Here is an 18,143-nt window from a genome sequence, read left to right on the forward strand (position 1 = left end):
CTACAGGGGTGTAGCTCCAATTGGCAGAGCAGCGGATTCCAAATCCGCGTGTTGGGAGTTCGAATCTCTCCACCCCTGCCATCTTCAAGAAAGCCTCGTCAGAAATGACGGGGCTTTTTTACGTCTGTATGATTGTAAATTCCCACATAAGGAAAGCCCCACAATAAAGTGAGGCTTAATATGATGATCATTGATAGTGATAAAAGTGGCGTAGCCAACGCTCAGCTATCATTATTTCATCATCTTCACATAATGATTGAATACCTGGTTTAAATTGCGTGGCATCTTTAATGAGCTTTAATCCAGCAAGCATATGAGCCGCTTCAAATAAATACAGAGTTGGATCGCCCATCCCTGTTTTAAAAGGCGTATTTGCTGATTCTCCCCCCGCAAAGAGATACACGCTGTGCCCATGACGTGTCTTATATTCTTTGGTTAATCTATTAGTTTTCACTTCGGTGAGTACGCCCTGTTGCAATAAGTCAGGCAAATGAAGTTCATCATCGGCTGAGGTTACTGTGCTGATAAATATTGGTTGTGAGAGTGCATCAATCATCTCGGGTGTAATCGATTGATTTCCGGTGCAACAAAACAACATATTACAATGTTCGACTAAATATTTGATTGAGCAAGTTTGAATACCGTCACGAGGAAACTGAGTTAATTTTCTTGGGTCGATATCAGTAATATGAATATTGGTAATACCTTTAGAGCGGAGATGTTTTATTACACCGCGGCCAAGGTTTCCTGCACCGATCACACCTGTTTTTAGAAATCCTGAATTATTGATTTTAAGGCCAAATTCTTCTCGTAATATTTGATCGGAATAGTGAACAATACATTCAGAAGCTTCAAAATCTGCCGGCGCTTTGATACTCAGATGGGAAACCGTGATAAGAGGCTTAGAAATTGATTTATTAATATATTTTTGTAAGCCATTCGCGGTTAACTCAGTAATACCGATACATTGTTCTTTGAAGGTTTGGCAAATGTGTGTGATAGAGGACGAGAAGTATCCACCGTGATCAAGGATAAGAAAAGGAGTGTCAGGAGTAATATGCTGGCGGATAAAAGCCTCACAATACTCAATGTTTTTTAAGTAAGATTTATTATTGTGAGTCGAAACAACATGACAACGTGGGATTTTCTTTATCGTTGTGAGTAGTTCTGGGTTTGCACTTACAGTGGCATCTTTGGGAATAAATATAAGTTTGTCAGCGAGTTCGGCAAGAACGTTAATATAGGGTAAAGAGCCTTCATAGCAATGCATGACAGAAAAAATCACAAGGTTATTAGGGAGAGCATATTCTTGTGAGAGTTTTTTTAGAAATTGATAACCATGTTCGGCATAAAAATCAGCACAATATGAATGCGTTAATATTGGACTAGGCACTACTGTTGTTCCTTGAAAAATGCACTAATAAAACGAGCTAAAGTAAGTTATCTACATAGCTATCACTAAAAAGCTGTAGTAAAGCATGTAATAGAGGCTCTTGTTCACGGGATTGTTTACAACATAAACCTAAACTCATCGGCTCTATTGATTCGGTGTTAAATCTCTGCACTTTATCACTAACAGGACTGTTGTTAATAACGACATCGGGCGCTATGCCTACACCACAGCCAAGTGCAACCATGCTAACAATAGCTTCATGGCCTGATATTTGGGCATAAATAGACGGTGTTATTTTCTTTTTCTTAAACCATTTATCAGCACGCGTTCGCGCAGGACCTGATTCTGGCAGTATAAAAGATAAAGATTTCCAATCTGGATCATGATTTAAGCTTTTTTGTAATGTTGGTGATGAGATTAATGGCCCAATCAAGGACATCTGGATTTGATCAACTTCGATGTAAGTTAATTTAGACGGTAGGATGTCAGGTTTAGCGGCAATAGCGATGTCGACATCACCGGATAGGACTTTCTCTATTGCGAGGGCCGGATCCCCTGTTTGAAGTTGAATTTCGATATGGGGATAAATGACGCGAAACTTATTTAAGATATTAGGGAGGTGGCTATAACTTGCAGTCACCGAGCAGAAGAGAGTTAACTTCCCTTGTAGTTGAGAATGATCTTCCTGTAATTCACTTTTTAACTCGAACCAATTACTCACAATTAAAGATGCGACTGGAAGCAATTTCTTTCCAGCTAGCGTTAATTCAACACTACGATTATCACGCATAAATAAGGTTTGGCCTAACTCCTCTTCAAGACGCTGAATAACGCGACTTAATGCCGAAGGGCTTATATGCATGGCTTGCGCCGTTTGGCTGAAGTTATGGGATTCACAAAGGTGAAGAAATAGTTGCAGATTTTTAATATTCATCATCCATGTTGCATAATTTGCAATTAGTTGTTGTGAATATAGCACTTTGCGCAACAAATTACCTGATCTACTATCAGCTTATTCGACAGTAAAGATGTCGACCCAAGGATATATTTTCACGGAGTTTGTTGTTATGGCTAATTATTTTAATACCCTGAACCTACGTCAGCAGTTAGATCAACTAGGTCGCTGTCGTTTTATGGATCGTGCAGAGTTTGCAACAGAAGCTGATTACCTTAAAGGTAAAAAAGTAGTGATTGTTGGTTGTGGTGCGCAAGGTCTTAACCAAGGTCTTAACATGCGTGACTCTGGTCTAGATGTCTCTTATGCGCTACGCCAAGCGGCGATTGATGAGCAACGTCAATCATTTAAGAACGCAAAAGAAAATGGGTTTGAAGTAGGTAGCTACGAGCAACTGATCCCACAAGCTGATTTAGTGGTAAACCTAACTCCAGATAAGCAGCACACGAATGTTGTTGAAACGGTTATGCCATTAATGAAGCAAGGTGCATCATTGGGTTACTCTCACGGTTTCAACATCGTTGAAGAGGGCATGCAAATTCGTAAAGACTTAACCGTTGTTATGGTTGCACCTAAGTGTCCAGGTACAGAAGTTCGTGAAGAATATAAGCGTGGTTTCGGTGTTCCAACACTGATTGCCGTTCACCCAGAAAATGACCCACAAGGTGATGGTCTTGAGATTGCTAAAGCATGGGCGGCAGCAACGGGTGGTCACCGTGCGGGCGTACTTGAGTCATCATTTGTCGCTGAAGTAAAATCTGATCTAATGGGTGAGCAAACGATCCTGTGTGGCATGCTACAAGCAGGCTCTATTGTTTGTTACGAGAAGATGATTGCTGATGGCATCGCACCAGAATACGCAGGTAAGCTTCTGCAGTACGGTTGGGAAACGATCACTGAAGCACTGAAGTTTGGTGGTGTATCTCATATGATGGATCGTCTATCAAACCCTGCTAAAGTAAAAGCGTTTGACCTATCGGAAGAGCTAAAAGATTTGATGCGTCCACTTTACAACAAGCACATGGATGACATTATCTCTGGCCACTTCTCTAGCACTATGATGGCTGACTGGGCGAACGATGATGCTGATCTTCTTGGCTGGCGTGGTGAGACTGCTGAAACACAATTCGAAAACTACCCATCATCTGACATTCAAATCAGTGAGCAAGAGTACTTTGATAACGGTATCTTGATGGTTGCTATGGTACGTGCAGGTGTTGAACTGGCATTTGAAGCAATGACAGCATCAGGCATCATTGATGAGTCTGCATACTACGAGTCGCTACACGAACTACCACTTATCGCGAATACTATTGCACGTAAGCGTCTGTACGAGATGAACGTAGTTATTTCTGATACAGCAGAGTACGGTAACTACCTATTTGCAAACGTAGCAACGCCATTACTACGTGAGCAATTTATGCCGAAAGTAGCGACGGATGTGATTGGTAAAGGTTTGGGTGAGACATCTAACTTTGCTGATAACCAGAAGCTAATTGAAGTGAACGAAGCACTACGTAATCACCCAGTAGAAGTGATTGGTAAAGAGCTACGTGGTTACATGAAAGATATGAAGCAAATTGCTGTTGGCGGTTAATTTTAGCGTCGATTAAATAGAAAAAAGCCCGGTTGATATCGGGCTTTTTAGTTTTTGAATTTTCAAATTAAGCGTTATCGCTTTTCGCTTCAGCATCAAGTTTTGCTTCAAGCTCTGCCATTTTTTGCTCAAGATCATTAAGCTTCTGGCGAGTACGAAGGAGAACCTGAGTTTGCACATCAAATTCTTCACGGTTCACGACATCTAATTTACCCAATTGCGCTTGGATCACTTGTCGTACTTTTTGCTCAACGTCATTGCCTAGCTCTTTTACTGGCTGTGGCATTGCGTCTTGAATTTGCTTAGCTACTTGCTCAAGCTTCTTTGGATCAAACATGATTCGCTTACTCCGTTGCGAGAATCGTTATTCTTCTATTGTAATCGTCGTACTAGCTAAAATAAAAGGGCGCGGAAGTTCCAGCGCCCTTTTTCATTTATTTATTACTTAGAAATGGCTATCTGTTGCATCGTCATCTTCAACGAATACAGGTAGCGGTTTGTGTTCGCTTGCTAGGAATGTATAGATAACTGGCAGAACAAACAAGGTAAACAATGTACCGATAGAAAGACCTGCCACGATAACGATACCAATACTAAAGCGAGAGGCAGCACCTGCGCCTGATGCGTAAAGTAGTGGAACCAAGCCTGCAATCATCGCACATGTGGTCATTAGGATTGGACGAAGACGGATCTTCGCAGCTTCCATGACCGCTTCTAAGCGATTTTTACCATGATATAACTGCTCTTCTTTTGCCACTTCACAGATCAAGATACCGTGTTTGGTTATCAAACCTATCAGGGTTATCAAACCGATCTGCGAGTAGATATTCAAGGTCGTCGCCCCCCACGCCAGTGCGATTAACGCACCACAAATAGCAAGTGGAACTGACACAAGAATAACCAGCGGATCGCGTAGAGATTCAAATTGAATCGCAAGTACTAGGAAGATAACAGCCAATGCTAAACCGAAGGTTGCGTATAGTGCATTACCTTCTGTTACGTACTGACGGCTCTCACCAAGATAGTTATAGCTATAACCTTTAGGGAGAACTTTCGCCGCTTCAGTATTTAACCAACTTACAGCTTCACCCATGGATGTGCCTGGAGCTAATACGCCACTGATGGTTGCTGAGTTTTGCTGATTAAAGCTTGGTAACGTTGGTGGGGCTGATTTCACCGTGATGGTTACTAAGCTACCTAGCGGGATCAGATCGCCAGTATTGGTTTTCACGTAATAGTTGTTTAAATCATTTGGATTAAAACGATTTTTACGCTCAACCTCTGGGATCACCTTGTATGAACGACCCAAGATATCAACACGATTAATATCACCGCCAGCAAGCATGGTACTTAATGTGTTACCGATCGATTGCATCGTTACACCATAAGCGCCTGCTTTATCTTTGTTGATATTGATCTTCATATCAGCCGAGTCGTACTTCAAGTTGAGATCTGAAAACACGAACATCGGGTTGTCTTTCACCTTAGTCAGCATTTCAGATGCCACTTGGAACAAACTTTTAAAGTTGTTCGGCGTGGTGATCACAAACTGAACAGGGAAGCCTGCCCCCGCACCCGGTAAGCTTGGCATCTGGAACGCAGCCACTGACATTTGAGGAATGTCTTTAATTTTCTTCGCTACATCATTAGCCACTTCTGCTTGACTTTGGTCGCGCTCACTCCAAGGTTTCAAGGTGGCTAGACCAAAGGCTTGGTTAGATGCAGGGATACCGGAGAATACTTGCGCGTATTCCACGCTCTTTTGATCGGTTAGCACCTTATTCACTTGGTTCATGGTGTCTTCAATGTAATCCAAGTTTGCGTTTGATGGCGCATTACCTTGGAATACCACCACACCGCTATCTTCTGCAGGTGCAAGTTCACTTGGAATGAATTTGAATAAGAACGGCAGGCTCACAAATGCACAAATTGCAAATACAATCACGACTGAGCGCATCTTCATGATGCCGCCTAGCATTTTTTCATAGCGTAGGGTGAGTCGATCAAGAAAGCGATGTACTGCTTGTTCAAACTTATTCGGCGCTGCGTTTTCTTTCAGGAAGTGGGCACACATTACTGGCGATAATGTTAGTGCGATGATCCCTGAAATAAATACGGCGCCTGCGAGTGTTAGTGCAAACTCTTTAAACAGCGAGCCAGTTAAGCCACCCATTAATGCGATAGGTGCGTACACCGCGCCTAGGGCGATAGTCATCGAAATCACCGGAATGGCAATTTCACGAGTACCAATAATGGCTGCACGGAAAGGGCTTTGTCCCATTTTCATGTGACGCTCAACGTTTTCAAGTACCACGATGGCGTCATCCACCACCAGTCCGATGGCGAGTACCATGGCCAGTAGCGTCATGAGGTTCCAAGAAAAACCAAACATTTGCATCACGAGAGCGACACCAACCAGTGATAGCGGAATCGTGATGATTGGGATCAGTACTGAACGTAGCGAACCGATAAATAGAGCTATCACCACCAATACAATTACTGCCGCTTCAAGGATGGTTTTAATTACCTCATGAATCGAGTCGTTAATCGCAATCGTTGAATCGTACATCACCGTCATTTTGATGGTGCTTGGCATGTTACGTTCAATGGTTGGCAGTAGTTTTAGTACATCGGCTGCAATGTCAATTGGGTTTGCACTCGGTGCAGCTTCAATGGCAGCGACCACGGCTTCTTGACCATTTGCTGTCGCACGGTAGGTATCACTTTCTTTTGATAACGTCACTTTAGCGATGTCACCTAAGCGAGTGACTTGACCATCTTTACTAGTAACAACTAGCTTTTCTAGTGTTTCAGGACTATTTGATTGCGTGTTAGCACTACCGTTATAAAGCACAAAGTCGTTTTTCACTTGACCAACTGCAGACTGGTAGTTATTGGCTTTGAGTACTTGAATAACATCAGTTGCTGATAAGTTAAATGCCGCCATCTTTTGTGGATCTAACCAAACGCGAAGGGCGTAAGGGACACCACCGTACATATCGACTTTAGATACACCGCTAACGGTAAATAACTGCGGTTTAACTACTCGCTCAAGGTAGTCATTGATTTGACTCGAGTTTAAGCTATTACTGGTGAAACCTAGGTAAAGCACACCGGTATTACCACCTGTTGATAAGGTGATGGTCGGATCTTGGGTTTCTGTTGGTAGTTGTGAACGTACTGAATTTACCTTCGCCAGAATATCAGCCAATGCTGCATTTGGGTTGGTATTCAATTTCATTTGTACCGTAATTGTCGACATCCCCAAGGTACTTTGGGCGCTGATGTAGTCAATATTATCGGCTTGGGCAATGGCTTGTTCTAAGGGCTGAGTAATAAAGCCCTGCATCAGATCGGCACTTGCACCGTAGTAAGCTGTGCTTACGGTTACTACGGTGTTGGTCATTTCTGGATACTGTCGAACCTGCATTTTGAAAATCGCCTGAAATCCTAGCAATGCGATCATTAAACTGATCGAAATTGCGAGGACTGGGCGTCTGATAAATATATCAGTAAAGCGCATACTGAGTGTTCTCCAATTACAACAGTGGGGTTACGGCTGGAGCTTTAAGTGCGTCATTTTCAACGACATGTACTAGCGTCTTATTACTTAAACGGATTTGACCTGTAGTAACAATTTGCTCGCCAGCTTTAATGCCTGAAAGAATACGCACTTTATTACCGTGGTTTTGACCTGTTGTTACGACTGTTTGAATGGCACGTAATTTGCCATCAACTTCTTTTAGTACGTAAATAGTGTCACCGTATAAGGTGTAAGTGATCGCCGTTTGTGGAACGATGATTTGATCGCTAATGGTTGGTAAGATCACACGAGCACGGGCAAACATACCGCTACGTAGCTTACCGCCACTGTTTGGAATATCTGCTTGTACTTGGATTAGGCCTGTCTGGGCGTTTACCGCAGGCTCGATCGCTGTGATTTGGCCTTTGAAGTCGGTATCTTGGTAAGCATCAACATTGATATCTACCGTTTGACCAATTTTGATCTTAGAAATATCGGTTTGCGGCACCGTAAAGCGAAAACGCATGGTACGGGTATCTTCGAGGCGAACAATTTGCGTCCCCGGTTGAATATACTGACCTAGGTAAACATTACGTAAACCAACTTCGCCATCAAACGGTGCAACGATATCACGACGTTGAATCGATTCTTCTAGCGATTTGATTTGTGAAACAAGAGCGAAGTAGTTTGCTTTTGCTTCATCAAGGCTTGATTTCGATACAGAACCTTTACGGAAAAGATCTTGATAACGTTTGTAGGTTGCTTCAACCGCAGGCAGCTGAGCTTTAGTACTTTGTAGGCTAGAGACTTCTACATTAGAGTTAATTGAGACTAACTCTTGACCGGCTTTAACACGCTGACCTGATTCAAATGCAATTTTGCTGATCACACCCGAGGCTTCAGAAGTTAGTGTTACACCTTGTACTGGTTCAATAAAACCAATCGCTTGAATGGCTGGATACCAATTTTCGCCTTTAGTAGTCATCGCTGTAACTGGGTAATTTGGCTCTGGCATATTTGCCATGTACTCTGCGATTTTTTTCTGTTTAAACAAGTTGAAACCAATGACGCTCCCGAATAGCAGGAGGACAAGAAGTAACACGACTATCCATTTTTTCATTGTAAAGTTTGCTCCGGTTTTACGCTATTAATGCAGAATGATGGCGTCCCACGAAGCATTGATTACTGCTTCAAGTTCGTCATCGTTGATCTGTAAACCACCATTGATTTGACGTCGAGCTAGGTTACAACTCGTCTCAAGGCTCAAAATACTTAGAACCTCGTTATCAATATTTTTAAATAAGCCGCAGGCTTTTCCTTCATTAAACATAGTTGCTACGGAAGAAAATAATTTTTGGCTTAAGTGCTTCCGCTCTTGTTTACTGCGACAAGGTAGGTTTTGGAACTGACCCCTAATGATCAATGGGGCATCACCATTTAGTGTCATATGCCATAAATTAAGCCACATTGTGCGATAACGCTGCTTAATTGGCATGGTATCGACAACACCGTGGCTAATTTGAGCGGCGATATAACTTAAAATATGATCATGTAATTGGTTGAGTAAGTCGTCTTTATCGTTGAAGTAACGATAAATGGTTCCTGCTGCAACATTGGCTTCTTTAGCCACCATTTGCATTGAAAGGCCGTGAAAACCAAATTCGGCAAGTAGCTTTTCTGTCGCTGCCAATATACGTGTTTTTTTCTCATTCATAGTGGTAATAATATTTAGGCGTGCAATGAATGAACGTTCGTTCATTATTGTAGATAGTCGCCCTTGATACGCAAGTTTTTAATATAGCTTTTGCACAATATTCATTGATTATTCAGTTAAAGCTATATGTTTGGTGAATAGTGATTTCGAACTTATTTGTTAGACGTTATAGATATTGCTGTTAGAGGGATTTAGAAGTAAAAAAAAGCGCACACCCAAAGGCATGCGCTAATTTATTTTTCGGAGGAAGTATTACTCGGCTACTTGCTCTTTATTGTCAGTATTTTTCTTTTTACCGCGGCTGAAAATACGCTCAACCACCACAAAGAATATTGGAATAAAGAAAATCCCTAGGAATGTCGAACTTAACATACCACCAAGTACAGCAGTACCAATCGCATTCTTACCGCCAGAGCCAACACCTGTACTGATTGCCAATGGCACAACACCTAGACCAAATGCCAGTGATGTCATGATAATCGGGCGCAGACGCACACGAACAGCGTGGAGTGTTGCTTCAACCAGTCCAGCCCCTTTTTCGTAGTACTCTTTAGCAAATTCGACAATCAAGATGGCATTTTTAGTTGCCAAGCCAACGGTGGTTAATAGCCCTACTTGAAAGAACACGTCATTTGGCATGCCACGGGCGTTCATTGCCAGTAGTGCACCGATGATTCCAAGTGGCACCACTAAGATCACGGCAAAAGGAACAGACCAGCTTTCATACAAGGCTGCAAGTACTAAGAACACGACTAAGATAGATAACGCATATAGCATAGGTGCTTGGTTACCAGATAGACGCTCTTCATAGGATAAGCCATTCCACTCAATACCAAAGCCCGGCGGTAATTGCTTCACCATTTCTTCAATATCAAGCATTGCCTGACCAGTACTGTAACCTGCAACCACACTGCCTTGAATGTTGACCGCAGGTGTTGCATTGAAACGCTCAAGTCGAGGTGACGCGTATTTCCACTCACCCGTCGCAAATGCGGAGAATGGTACCATTTCACCTTTGTTGTTACGGACATACCAAGTATCTAAATCCGTTGGCTTCATTCGGTATTGTGCATCACCCTGTACGAACACTTTTTTCACTCGTCCACGGTCGATGAAGTCATTCACATAAGTACTACCCCAAGCGGTACTTAACACTTGATTCACTGACTGAATATTAATATCGAGAGCACGAATTTTCGCTTGGTCAACGTTGATTTGGTACATCGGCGCATCTTCCTGACCATTCGGACGGACACCGACAAGGTTTTTATTCTTCGCGGCCATCCCTAATAGCTGGTTACGTGCTGCGATCAGTTTATCGTGCCCTTGACCGCTTCTATCTTGGAGATAGAAGTCAAAACCACTGGCAGTACCCAGTTCAATCACCGCTGGTGGCGCAAATGAAAACACCAATGCATTTTTGATTTGATGGAAATAAGCCATTGAGCGACCAACGATAGATTTTACATCCATACCTGGTAACTGACGATCTGACCAATCTTTCAAACCAATGAATGCCATCCCCATGTTTTGACCACTACCTGCAAAACTAAAGCCTGATACACTAAATACACTAGCGACAGTATCTTTTTCTTCATTTAGATAGTAGTTAGAGACTTTATCCATAACTTCTTGGGTTTGCTCTTGGGTCGAGTTAACAGGCAAAATGGCCTGACTAAACAAGATCCCCTGATCTTCATCAGGCAAGAACGAGGTAGGCATTTTCGAGAATACCCAACCAACCGCAACAGTTAGACCAAGGAAGATAAACATCACTCGGATAGAGCGCTTTATCATCGCCGCAACACTTGATTCATAGCGCTTGGTTAAGTTATCAAATGTACGGTTAAACCAACCGAAGAACCCTTTTTTCTCGCCATGTTCGATCGGTTTTAGCATGGTTGCACAAAGGGCTGGGGTTAATATTAATGCTACCATCACGGATAGAGCCATTGCCGTCACAATAGTTATCGAGAACTGGCGATAGATAACTCCAGTAGAACCAGACATAAATGCCATAGGAACAAATACCGCAGACAAGGTCATGGCAATACCAACCAGTGCCCCTGTAATTTGATCCATCGACTTACGTGTTGCTTCAACGGCATTTAACCCTTCTTCATGCATTACACGTTCAACGTTTTCCACCACCACGATGGCATCATCAACCAGTAAGCCGATGGCAAGTACCATAGCGAACATGGTTAAGGTGTTAATGGAGTAACCCGCCATGGAAAGTACTGCAAAGGTACCTAAAAGTACAACGGGAACAGCAATGGTAGGGATCAAGGTTGCACGGAAGTTCTGTAAGAACAGATACATGATGATAAACACCAGTGCAACTGCTTCAAACAGTGTATGAACAACACCTTCGATTGATTTTTCAACAAATGGAGTTGTATCGTACGGATAAACGGTTTCTAAACCTTCAGGAAAGAAAGGCTTTAGTTCGTCGATTTTTGCTTTTACTGCTTCCGCTGTTGCAAGGGCATTAGCCCCTGTCGCGAGTTTAATACCTAAACCACTGGCAGGTTTTCCGTTGTAGAATACTTGAACTGAGTAATCTTCTGCACCTAATTCTACGCGAGCTACGTCACCTAAATGTACTGTTGCGCCAGAAGAGTCAGATTTAACAATAATGTTTTTAAACTCTTCAGGTGTTTTTAAACGGCTTTGTGCCGAAACGGTAGCGTTTAATTCTTGACCCGGTAAAGAAGGTGCAGCACCTAACTGACCTGCGGAAATTTGTGCATTCTGCTCTTTAATCGCTGAAATGACATCAAGACTGGTCAGGTTGTATTTAGTTAGTTTGAGTGGATCTAACCAGATACGCATCGCATACTGAGCGCCAAAGGTTTGGATTTCACCTACACCTGGAACACGACTCATAGGATCGGCAACGTTCGAACTGATATAGTCCGAAATATCGTTCTTATCCATTGAGCCATCTTTAGAGTAGAAGCCAACAACCATCAAGAAAGATGAGCTTGATTTATTAACTTTTACACCTTGTTGTTGAACTTCGCTAGGGAGTAGCGGAAGTGCAGACTGGAGCTTATTTTGTACCTGTACCTGAGCAATATCAGGATCGGCTTCGGCATTAAAGGTTAGGGTAATTTGAGTGTTACCAAAGCTGTCACTGGTTGATGATAAGTAGCGCAGGTTATCAATACCTGTCATTCGCTGCTCAATCACCTGTGTAACGGTATCTTCCATGGTTTTTGCGTTTGCGCCAGGGTAGCTAGCGCTGATCACCACTGTAGGTGGAGCAATACTTGGATACTGAGCGACTGGCAATTTTATGATTGACAGTACCCCCGCAAGCATCACTATTATCGCGATCACCCAAGCAAAAATAGGGCGATCGATAAAGAAACGAGCCATATCTTATCTCTACTTTTGTGGTTGTGTGTTATTGGCAGTGGTTGGTTGAACCAAAGCGCCTGGACGTACTTTTTGTAAGCCGTCAACAATGACTTGGTCGCCATCTTTTAAGCCTTTAGTGATACGCCATTGGTTATCGATCACTTGTGCTGTCGTTACAAGGCGAGATTCCACTTTATTTTCGGCATTAACAACCATGACTGTTGCTTCGCCTTTACTATTACGGGTAACGGCTTTTTGTGGAACCATAATCGCTTTAGGATCGGTACCTGTGTTTAGCACTGCGCGAACATACATACCCGGTAGCAAAATACCGTCGGGATTTGGGAATTCAGCACGTAATGTGACTGAGCCCGTATTAGGATCAACGTTAACTTCAGAAAACTGTAATACGCCGTGATGAGGATAAACTGAACCATCTTCTAGGATAAGTTCAACATCAGCATTCTGGCTGGCTTGGAGTTCCCCTTGCTTTAATGCCGCTTTCAAGCGAAGTAATTGCGCACTAGATTGAGCTATATCGACATTAATGGGATCTAACTGCTGAATAGTTGCCAGCACTTGAGCTTGCCCAGCATTAACTAATGCACCGGGAGTAACAGAAGATTGACCAATACGACCTGAAATAGGGGCTTCAACTTTGGTATAATCTAAATTGATTTTGGCTGTATTGACGTTTGCTTTAGCTACTTCAAGGCTTGCAATCGCGACCTTGTAAGCAGCTTGGTTATCATCGTAGGTTTGCTTGCTGATCGCACCACGCTCAACTAGCTTTTTACTACGAATTGCTAATGCTTTTGCTGAATCAAGTGTTGCTTGTGCCTTGGCAAGTTCTGCTTTTGCACTTAAATATGCAGCGTTATAGGTTGCAGAGTCGATGTTATAAAGGGATTGGCCTTTCTTTACATCACTACCTTCGGTAAAACCACGGTTTGTAATGATGCCTGAAACCTGAGGACGAACTTCTGCTTCTAAATAAGCTTTGCTTCGACCGGGTAATTCCACGCGGATTTCTTGTGGGTGAGATGTAATGGCTATAGTACCTACGGGGATACTTTTTGCTGCTTGTTGCGCAGAATTTTCTGCCGCATTTTGATCACAAGCTGTTACCCATAGTGCCATACTGACAACCATGGCAATTTTTGCGATTTTCCGCATGAAATCTCCTAATTTTAAGCAATATAACCGAGCGTAAATATCCAAATTTATGGATTTACAATAGAATAACCACTATTTACCATTTTGTAACCTATGATAGCCGTTTAAACACAGAACGGTTATTTTTGGCATAAAATAGAGTTTCTACCATAGAGTAAAGTAGAAGTTACTATATATACCTATAGGGAATTGTTAATAATTATGTATAATTATTTGTGATTGGTCTGAGTTTAATTATTTGTCAAGTGAATAAAACTCAGGTTTAAAGTGCATTTGTATGCATTTCTTTAAACGAGCGTCAGGATAACGAATGAAACTGAACCCAAGGCAAACAGAAGCAGTAAAATACGTTTCTGGGCCATGCTTAGTACTCGCCGGTGCAGGCTCTGGTAAAACCCGTGTGATCACTAATAAAATTGCTTATTTGGTACAGCAGTGTGATTACAAAGCACGCAATATTGCCGCGCTGACTTTTACTAATAAAGCGGCACGTGAAATGAAAGAGCGTGTAGGGCAAACATTGGGACGTCAAGAATCGAAAGGATTAATGGTTTCTACCTTTCATACTTTAGGTTTGAATATCATTCGTCGTGAATATAAGCATTTAGGCTTAAAAGCCAGTTTTTCACTGTTTGACGATCAAGACCAAATGGCGCTTCTCAAAGAGCTCACCGAAGATGAGCTTGAAGGTGATAAAGATTTATTAAAGCAATTAATGTCCTCTATTTCTAATTGGAAAAATGACATGTTATCGCCAGCCGATGCGACAGCACACGCTCGTAGTGAACGCGATCAATTGTTTGCGCATTGCTATGAAATGTACCAGCGTCAAATGAAAGCCTATAACGCATTAGATTTTGATGATCTGATTTTAATGCCCGTCTTGTTGTTGCGAGATAACGCTGAAGTGCGTAAACATTGGCAGAACCGTATTCGTTACCTGCTGGTGGATGAGTATCAAGATACTAATACCAGCCAATACTTATTTGTAAAACTATTGGTGGGTGAGCGTGCGCGCTTTACTGTGGTTGGTGATGACGATCAGTCTATTTACTCATGGCGTGGAGCGCAGCCAGAAAACTTAGGCTTGCTTAATAAAGACTTTCCTAGTTTAAAAGTGATCAAACTTGAGCAAAATTACCGTTCAACCAGCCGTATTTTGCGAACAGCGAATATTTTGATCGCGAATAACCCCCACTTATTTGAAAAAGCCCTTTTCTCTGAGATCCCTGACGGCGCGATGCTTAAAGTGATCACTGCGAAAAATGAAGAGCATGAAGCAGAAAAAGTGATTGGTGAGCTCATTGCTCATCGCTTTATGAATAACACCGCTTATAAAGATTATGCGATCTTGTATCGAGGTAACCATCAGTCACGTTTGTTTGAAAAGTCGCTGATGCAAAACCGTATTCCTTATAAGATTTCAGGTGGCACATCATTTTTCTCACGCTCTGAAATAAAAGACATCATGGCGTACTTACGCTTACTGACTAACCTCGATGATGACAACGCATTTTTACGTATCGTGAATACACCGCGTCGAGAAATAGGTCCAGTAACACTCGAGAAGCTCGGTACATACGCCAACATGCGCGGCAAAAGCTTGTTTGCCGCTAGCTTTGAGATGGGGTTAGAGCAACACCTATCAGGTCGAGGCTTAGAATCACTGCAACGCTTTACCCATTGGGTTAATCAATTAGCTGATAATGCTGAGCGTGGTGATACGGTAGCTGCTGTGCGTCAATTAGTGCGTGATATTCATTACGAAGATTGGCTATACGAAACCTCACCAAGCCCAAAAGCCGCTGAGATGAGAATGAAAAATGTCTCTGATTTATATAGTTGGATCACCGCTGATTTAGAAGGCGATAACTATGATAATGAAGAGAAAACCTTAAAAGAAGTAGTACAACGTTTAACCCTACGCGACATGATGGAGCGAGGGGAAGATGATGACGATGCTGATCAAGTACAGCTTATGACGCTGCATGCTTCTAAAGGGTTGGAGTTTCCTTATGTGTTCTTAGTGGGTACAGAAGAGGGAATCTTGCCGCACCAAACCAGCATTGATGAAGAAAACGTTGATGAAGAACGTCGCCTTGCATATGTTGGGATCACGCGAGCACAACGCGAACTAACCTTTACTTTATGTAAAGAGCGTCGTCAGTATGGCGAACTAATTAAGCCTGAGCCCAGTCGATTCTTGTACGAATTACCGCAAGATGATTTGGAGTGGGAAAGTGAGCGCAAACCTGTTTCTGCAGAAGAGCGGATGAACAAAGGGCAAGCGCATATTGCGAATATTCGCGCGATGTTTAAAAAGTAATCCTACAAAATAGTGCCTATATAAAAAGAGGGTGAGCATTAATAATGCTCACCCTCTTTATTTATGATTGAGAAATTTATGGTGAGAAAAATTATAAGCCAGCAATCATGTGATCAATGGCAGCAATAATTTCTTCATCACTACAATCCATACAGGCACCTTTTGCAGGCATAGCATTAAAGCCATTAATAGCATGATCAGCTAACACATCTTTACCTTGGGCAATGCGAGCAGACCAATCATCCGCATCGTCTTTTTTTGGTGCACCCATAACACCTGGAGTATGGCAAGAAGCACAAAAAGTATTATAAACGGCTTCACCACTACGAGGGCTTGCTGTTACTTCTACAGCAGGGGCTTCACCTTCAAGGTATAATGAACCGACAGGTTTAATACGTTCAGCAATAGCTTCATCTGTCATGTCGTCAGCAACTGCGGGAACAGCAATAGTAAATGTGGCTACAGCAGCGAATATAAACTGTCGAAAAGAAAAATTCATGGCGCTCACCTTATACTTCCAAATTGTATTTATAGTTGCTGTTATCTTCACTCGTGGCTAATGTTGAAATAGTACGGCGAATGTTTTTAAAATAATTATATTGTTATACATTTGTTAGTATATCGGGTTGTACCGTAGGATCAAACTAGTGCGCTGTATTTGTATGATACGAATCAATAGTTATTTGAGCATAAAATCAGCGAGCGAAAGAAAAATGAAAAAAAACACTTGCCGAGAGGCGTTCTGATCCGTAATATTCTCCCCCGTCGATAGGGCAAGGCGCCCGTAGCTCAGCTGGATAGAGCGTTGGCCTCCGGAGCCAAAGGCCGAAGGTTCGAATCCTTTCGGGCGCACCATTTAAATGGTCGTATTGGCGGAAGGTAATACATTGGTGGCTATAGCTCAGTTGGTAGAGTCCCGGATTGTGATTCCGGTTGTCGCGAGTTCAAGTCTCGTTAGCCACCCCATATTATAGAGAGTTGATACGTCAGCTTTCTGGCTTTTTAGAAGCCCGCTTGTTTATTCGAGCACACAGATTTAAGTCGGTGAATAGCGCAGTTTGGTAGCGCATCTGGTTTGGGACCAGAGGGTCGGGGGTTCGAATCCCTCTTCACCGACCACTTACAATGGTGGCTATAGCTCAGTTGGTAGAGTCCCGGATTGTGATTCCGGTTGTCGCGAGTTCAAGTCTCGTTAGCCACCCCATTATTTAGGTTATCTTGTTAAGAGACCTTGGCCTTGTAAGCCTAAAACATTGTCGGTGAATAGCGCAGTTTGGTAGCGCATCTGGTTTGGGACCAGAGGGTCGGGGGTTCGAATCCCTCTTCACCGACCACCATTAAAAAAACCGTATCGAAAGATACGGTTTTTTTTCGTCTATAGAAAAGCTAAGTAGCTCAGTGTTATTAATTAGATCCCAAAGGGTCGGGGGTTCCCTGATGTTAGAATCTTGCTCTTCACCGACCACTATTAAGAAAACCGTATCGAAAGATGCGGTTTTTTTTCGTCTATAGAAAAGCTTAAGTCGCTCAGTGTTATTGATTAGAGCGCTAAGGATCGGGGGGTCCCTGATATTAGAACCTTGCTCTTCACCGACCACCATTAAGAAAGCCGTATCGAAAGATGCGGTTTTTTTTCGTCAATAGAAAAGCCAAGTAGCTTAGTGTTATTAATTAGATCCCAAAGTGTCGTGAGCTCCCTGATATTAGAACCTTGCTTTTACCGATCACCATTAAGAAAACCGTATCGAAAGATACGGTTTTTTTTCGCTTATAGAAAAGTAAAAGTCGCTCAGTGTTATTGATTAGATCCCAAAAGGTTGGGGCTTGATAGTAGAGTCTCGCTTTTCATCGATCCGAATTAAAACTCTATAACGTAATAGTTAAGATTTTTGTGATAACCCTGATTTTATCTAGTGTTAAATATCAAAAGTGTTGTAATTATTCGCTTTTATATCTGGTTATTTAATTTCTTATGGTTTTTGATGTTATTTATCATTGGTAAAGTAGCATGTGTTATTGTTATGTAAACACGTGTGTTTTTTGTTAGTGATAAATTATTCACATCTTGTTTTTTATTTTGTTTAGTAAGTGCT

11 protein-coding genes and 6 tRNA genes are annotated in these 18,143 nt (G+C 42.3%); 8 read left to right on the forward strand and 9 right to left on the reverse strand.

Annotation, left to right across the window (positions count from 1 at the left end; translation table 11 throughout):
- Positions 1 to 4 precede the first annotated feature (4 nt).
- Positions 5 to 81 (forward strand) — tRNA-Trp (locus CTN01_RS21400).
- Positions 82 to 187: 106 nt separating this feature from the next.
- On the opposite strand, the gene CTN01_RS21405 is transcribed toward CTN01_RS21400, so the two are convergent.
- Both CTN01_RS21405 and ilvY read right to left on the reverse strand, forming a co-directional pair.
- A complete protein-coding gene (locus tag CTN01_RS21405) occupies positions 188 to 1,393 on the reverse strand; it encodes a Rossmann-fold NAD(P)-binding domain-containing protein (protein WP_045082838.1) in 1,206 nt (401 codons plus the stop codon).
- A gap of 37 nt (positions 1,394 to 1,430) precedes the next feature.
- The gene (ilvY, locus tag CTN01_RS21410) at positions 1,431 to 2,381 is read right to left on the reverse strand and encodes an HTH-type transcriptional activator IlvY (protein WP_080890329.1); all 951 of its coding nucleotides are present in this window, start codon (positions 2,379 to 2,381) and stop codon (positions 1,431 to 1,433) included.
- Between the two features lie 79 nt (positions 2,382 to 2,460).
- On the opposite strand from ilvY, the gene ilvC reads away from it, so the two are divergent.
- Complete coding sequence (ilvC, locus tag CTN01_RS21415; RefSeq protein ID WP_005372215.1) at positions 2,461 to 3,945, forward strand: ketol-acid reductoisomerase; 1,485 nt, start codon at positions 2,461 to 2,463, stop codon at positions 3,943 to 3,945.
- 67 nt (positions 3,946 to 4,012) lie between these two features.
- On the opposite strand, the gene ubiK is transcribed toward ilvC, so the two are convergent.
- The 6 genes from ubiK to CTN01_RS21445 all read right to left on the reverse strand — a co-directional run bounded on the left by ubiK (position 4,013) and on the right by CTN01_RS21445 (position 13,724).
- On the reverse strand, positions 4,013 to 4,282 hold the full coding sequence (ubiK, locus tag CTN01_RS21420; RefSeq protein ID WP_005372214.1) for a ubiquinone biosynthesis accessory factor UbiK: 270 nt from the start codon (positions 4,280 to 4,282) through the stop codon (positions 4,013 to 4,015).
- Between the two features lie 108 nt (positions 4,283 to 4,390).
- Positions 4,391 to 7,468 carry a multidrug efflux RND transporter permease subunit gene (locus CTN01_RS21425; RefSeq protein WP_045129340.1) on the reverse strand — a complete coding sequence of 1,026 codons (3,078 nt, stop codon included), beginning with the start codon at positions 7,466 to 7,468 and terminating at the stop codon, positions 4,391 to 4,393.
- A 16-nt stretch (positions 7,469 to 7,484) separates the two neighbouring features.
- Positions 7,485 to 8,588 (reverse strand): efflux RND transporter periplasmic adaptor subunit, encoded by a 1,104-nt coding sequence (locus tag CTN01_RS21430; protein ID WP_005372212.1) that lies wholly within the window; start codon positions 8,586 to 8,588, stop codon positions 7,485 to 7,487.
- A 27-nt stretch (positions 8,589 to 8,615) separates the two neighbouring features.
- The gene (locus CTN01_RS21435; protein ID WP_005372206.1) at positions 8,616 to 9,227 is read right to left on the reverse strand and encodes a TetR/AcrR family transcriptional regulator; all 612 of its coding nucleotides are present in this window, start codon (positions 9,225 to 9,227) and stop codon (positions 8,616 to 8,618) included.
- Positions 9,228 to 9,434: 207 nt separating this feature from the next.
- Positions 9,435 to 12,566, reverse strand: coding sequence for an efflux RND transporter permease subunit (locus CTN01_RS21440; protein ID WP_045130963.1), 3,132 nt, complete (start codon positions 12,564 to 12,566; stop codon positions 9,435 to 9,437).
- A gap of 9 nt (positions 12,567 to 12,575) precedes the next feature.
- Positions 12,576 to 13,724 (reverse strand): efflux RND transporter periplasmic adaptor subunit, encoded by a 1,149-nt coding sequence (locus CTN01_RS21445; RefSeq protein WP_005372202.1) that lies wholly within the window; start codon positions 13,722 to 13,724, stop codon positions 12,576 to 12,578.
- Positions 13,725 to 14,034: 310 nt separating this feature from the next.
- Between CTN01_RS21445 and rep the strand changes: the two genes are divergently transcribed.
- On the forward strand, positions 14,035 to 16,050 hold the full coding sequence (gene rep, locus CTN01_RS21450; RefSeq protein WP_005372200.1) for a DNA helicase Rep: 2,016 nt from the start codon (positions 14,035 to 14,037) through the stop codon (positions 16,048 to 16,050).
- Positions 16,051 to 16,141: 91 nt separating this feature from the next.
- Here rep and CTN01_RS21455 read toward each other — a convergent pair whose 3' ends face one another.
- Positions 16,142 to 16,549, reverse strand: a complete 408-nt coding sequence (locus tag CTN01_RS21455) for a c-type cytochrome (protein WP_045130964.1) — start codon at positions 16,547 to 16,549, stop codon at positions 16,142 to 16,144.
- Positions 16,550 to 16,828: 279 nt separating this feature from the next.
- Between CTN01_RS21455 and CTN01_RS21460 the strand changes: the two genes are divergently transcribed.
- From CTN01_RS21460 to CTN01_RS21480, 5 genes are all read left to right on the forward strand, one after another.
- Positions 16,829 to 16,905: transfer RNA gene (locus CTN01_RS21460), tRNA-Arg, on the forward strand.
- 35 nt (positions 16,906 to 16,940) lie between these two features.
- Positions 16,941 to 17,016, forward strand: a tRNA-His gene (locus tag CTN01_RS21465).
- 76 nt (positions 17,017 to 17,092) lie between these two features.
- Positions 17,093 to 17,169, forward strand: a tRNA-Pro gene (locus CTN01_RS21470).
- Between the two features lie 9 nt (positions 17,170 to 17,178).
- Positions 17,179 to 17,254: transfer RNA gene (locus tag CTN01_RS21475), tRNA-His, on the forward strand.
- Positions 17,255 to 17,307: 53 nt separating this feature from the next.
- Positions 17,308 to 17,384: transfer RNA gene (locus tag CTN01_RS21480), tRNA-Pro, on the forward strand.
- The last annotated feature ends 759 nt before the right edge of the window (positions 17,385 to 18,143 follow it).

The sequence above is a fragment of the Photobacterium angustum genome (assembly GCF_003026365.1).
Taxonomy (GTDB): Bacteria; Pseudomonadota; Gammaproteobacteria; order Enterobacterales; family Vibrionaceae; genus Photobacterium; species Photobacterium angustum.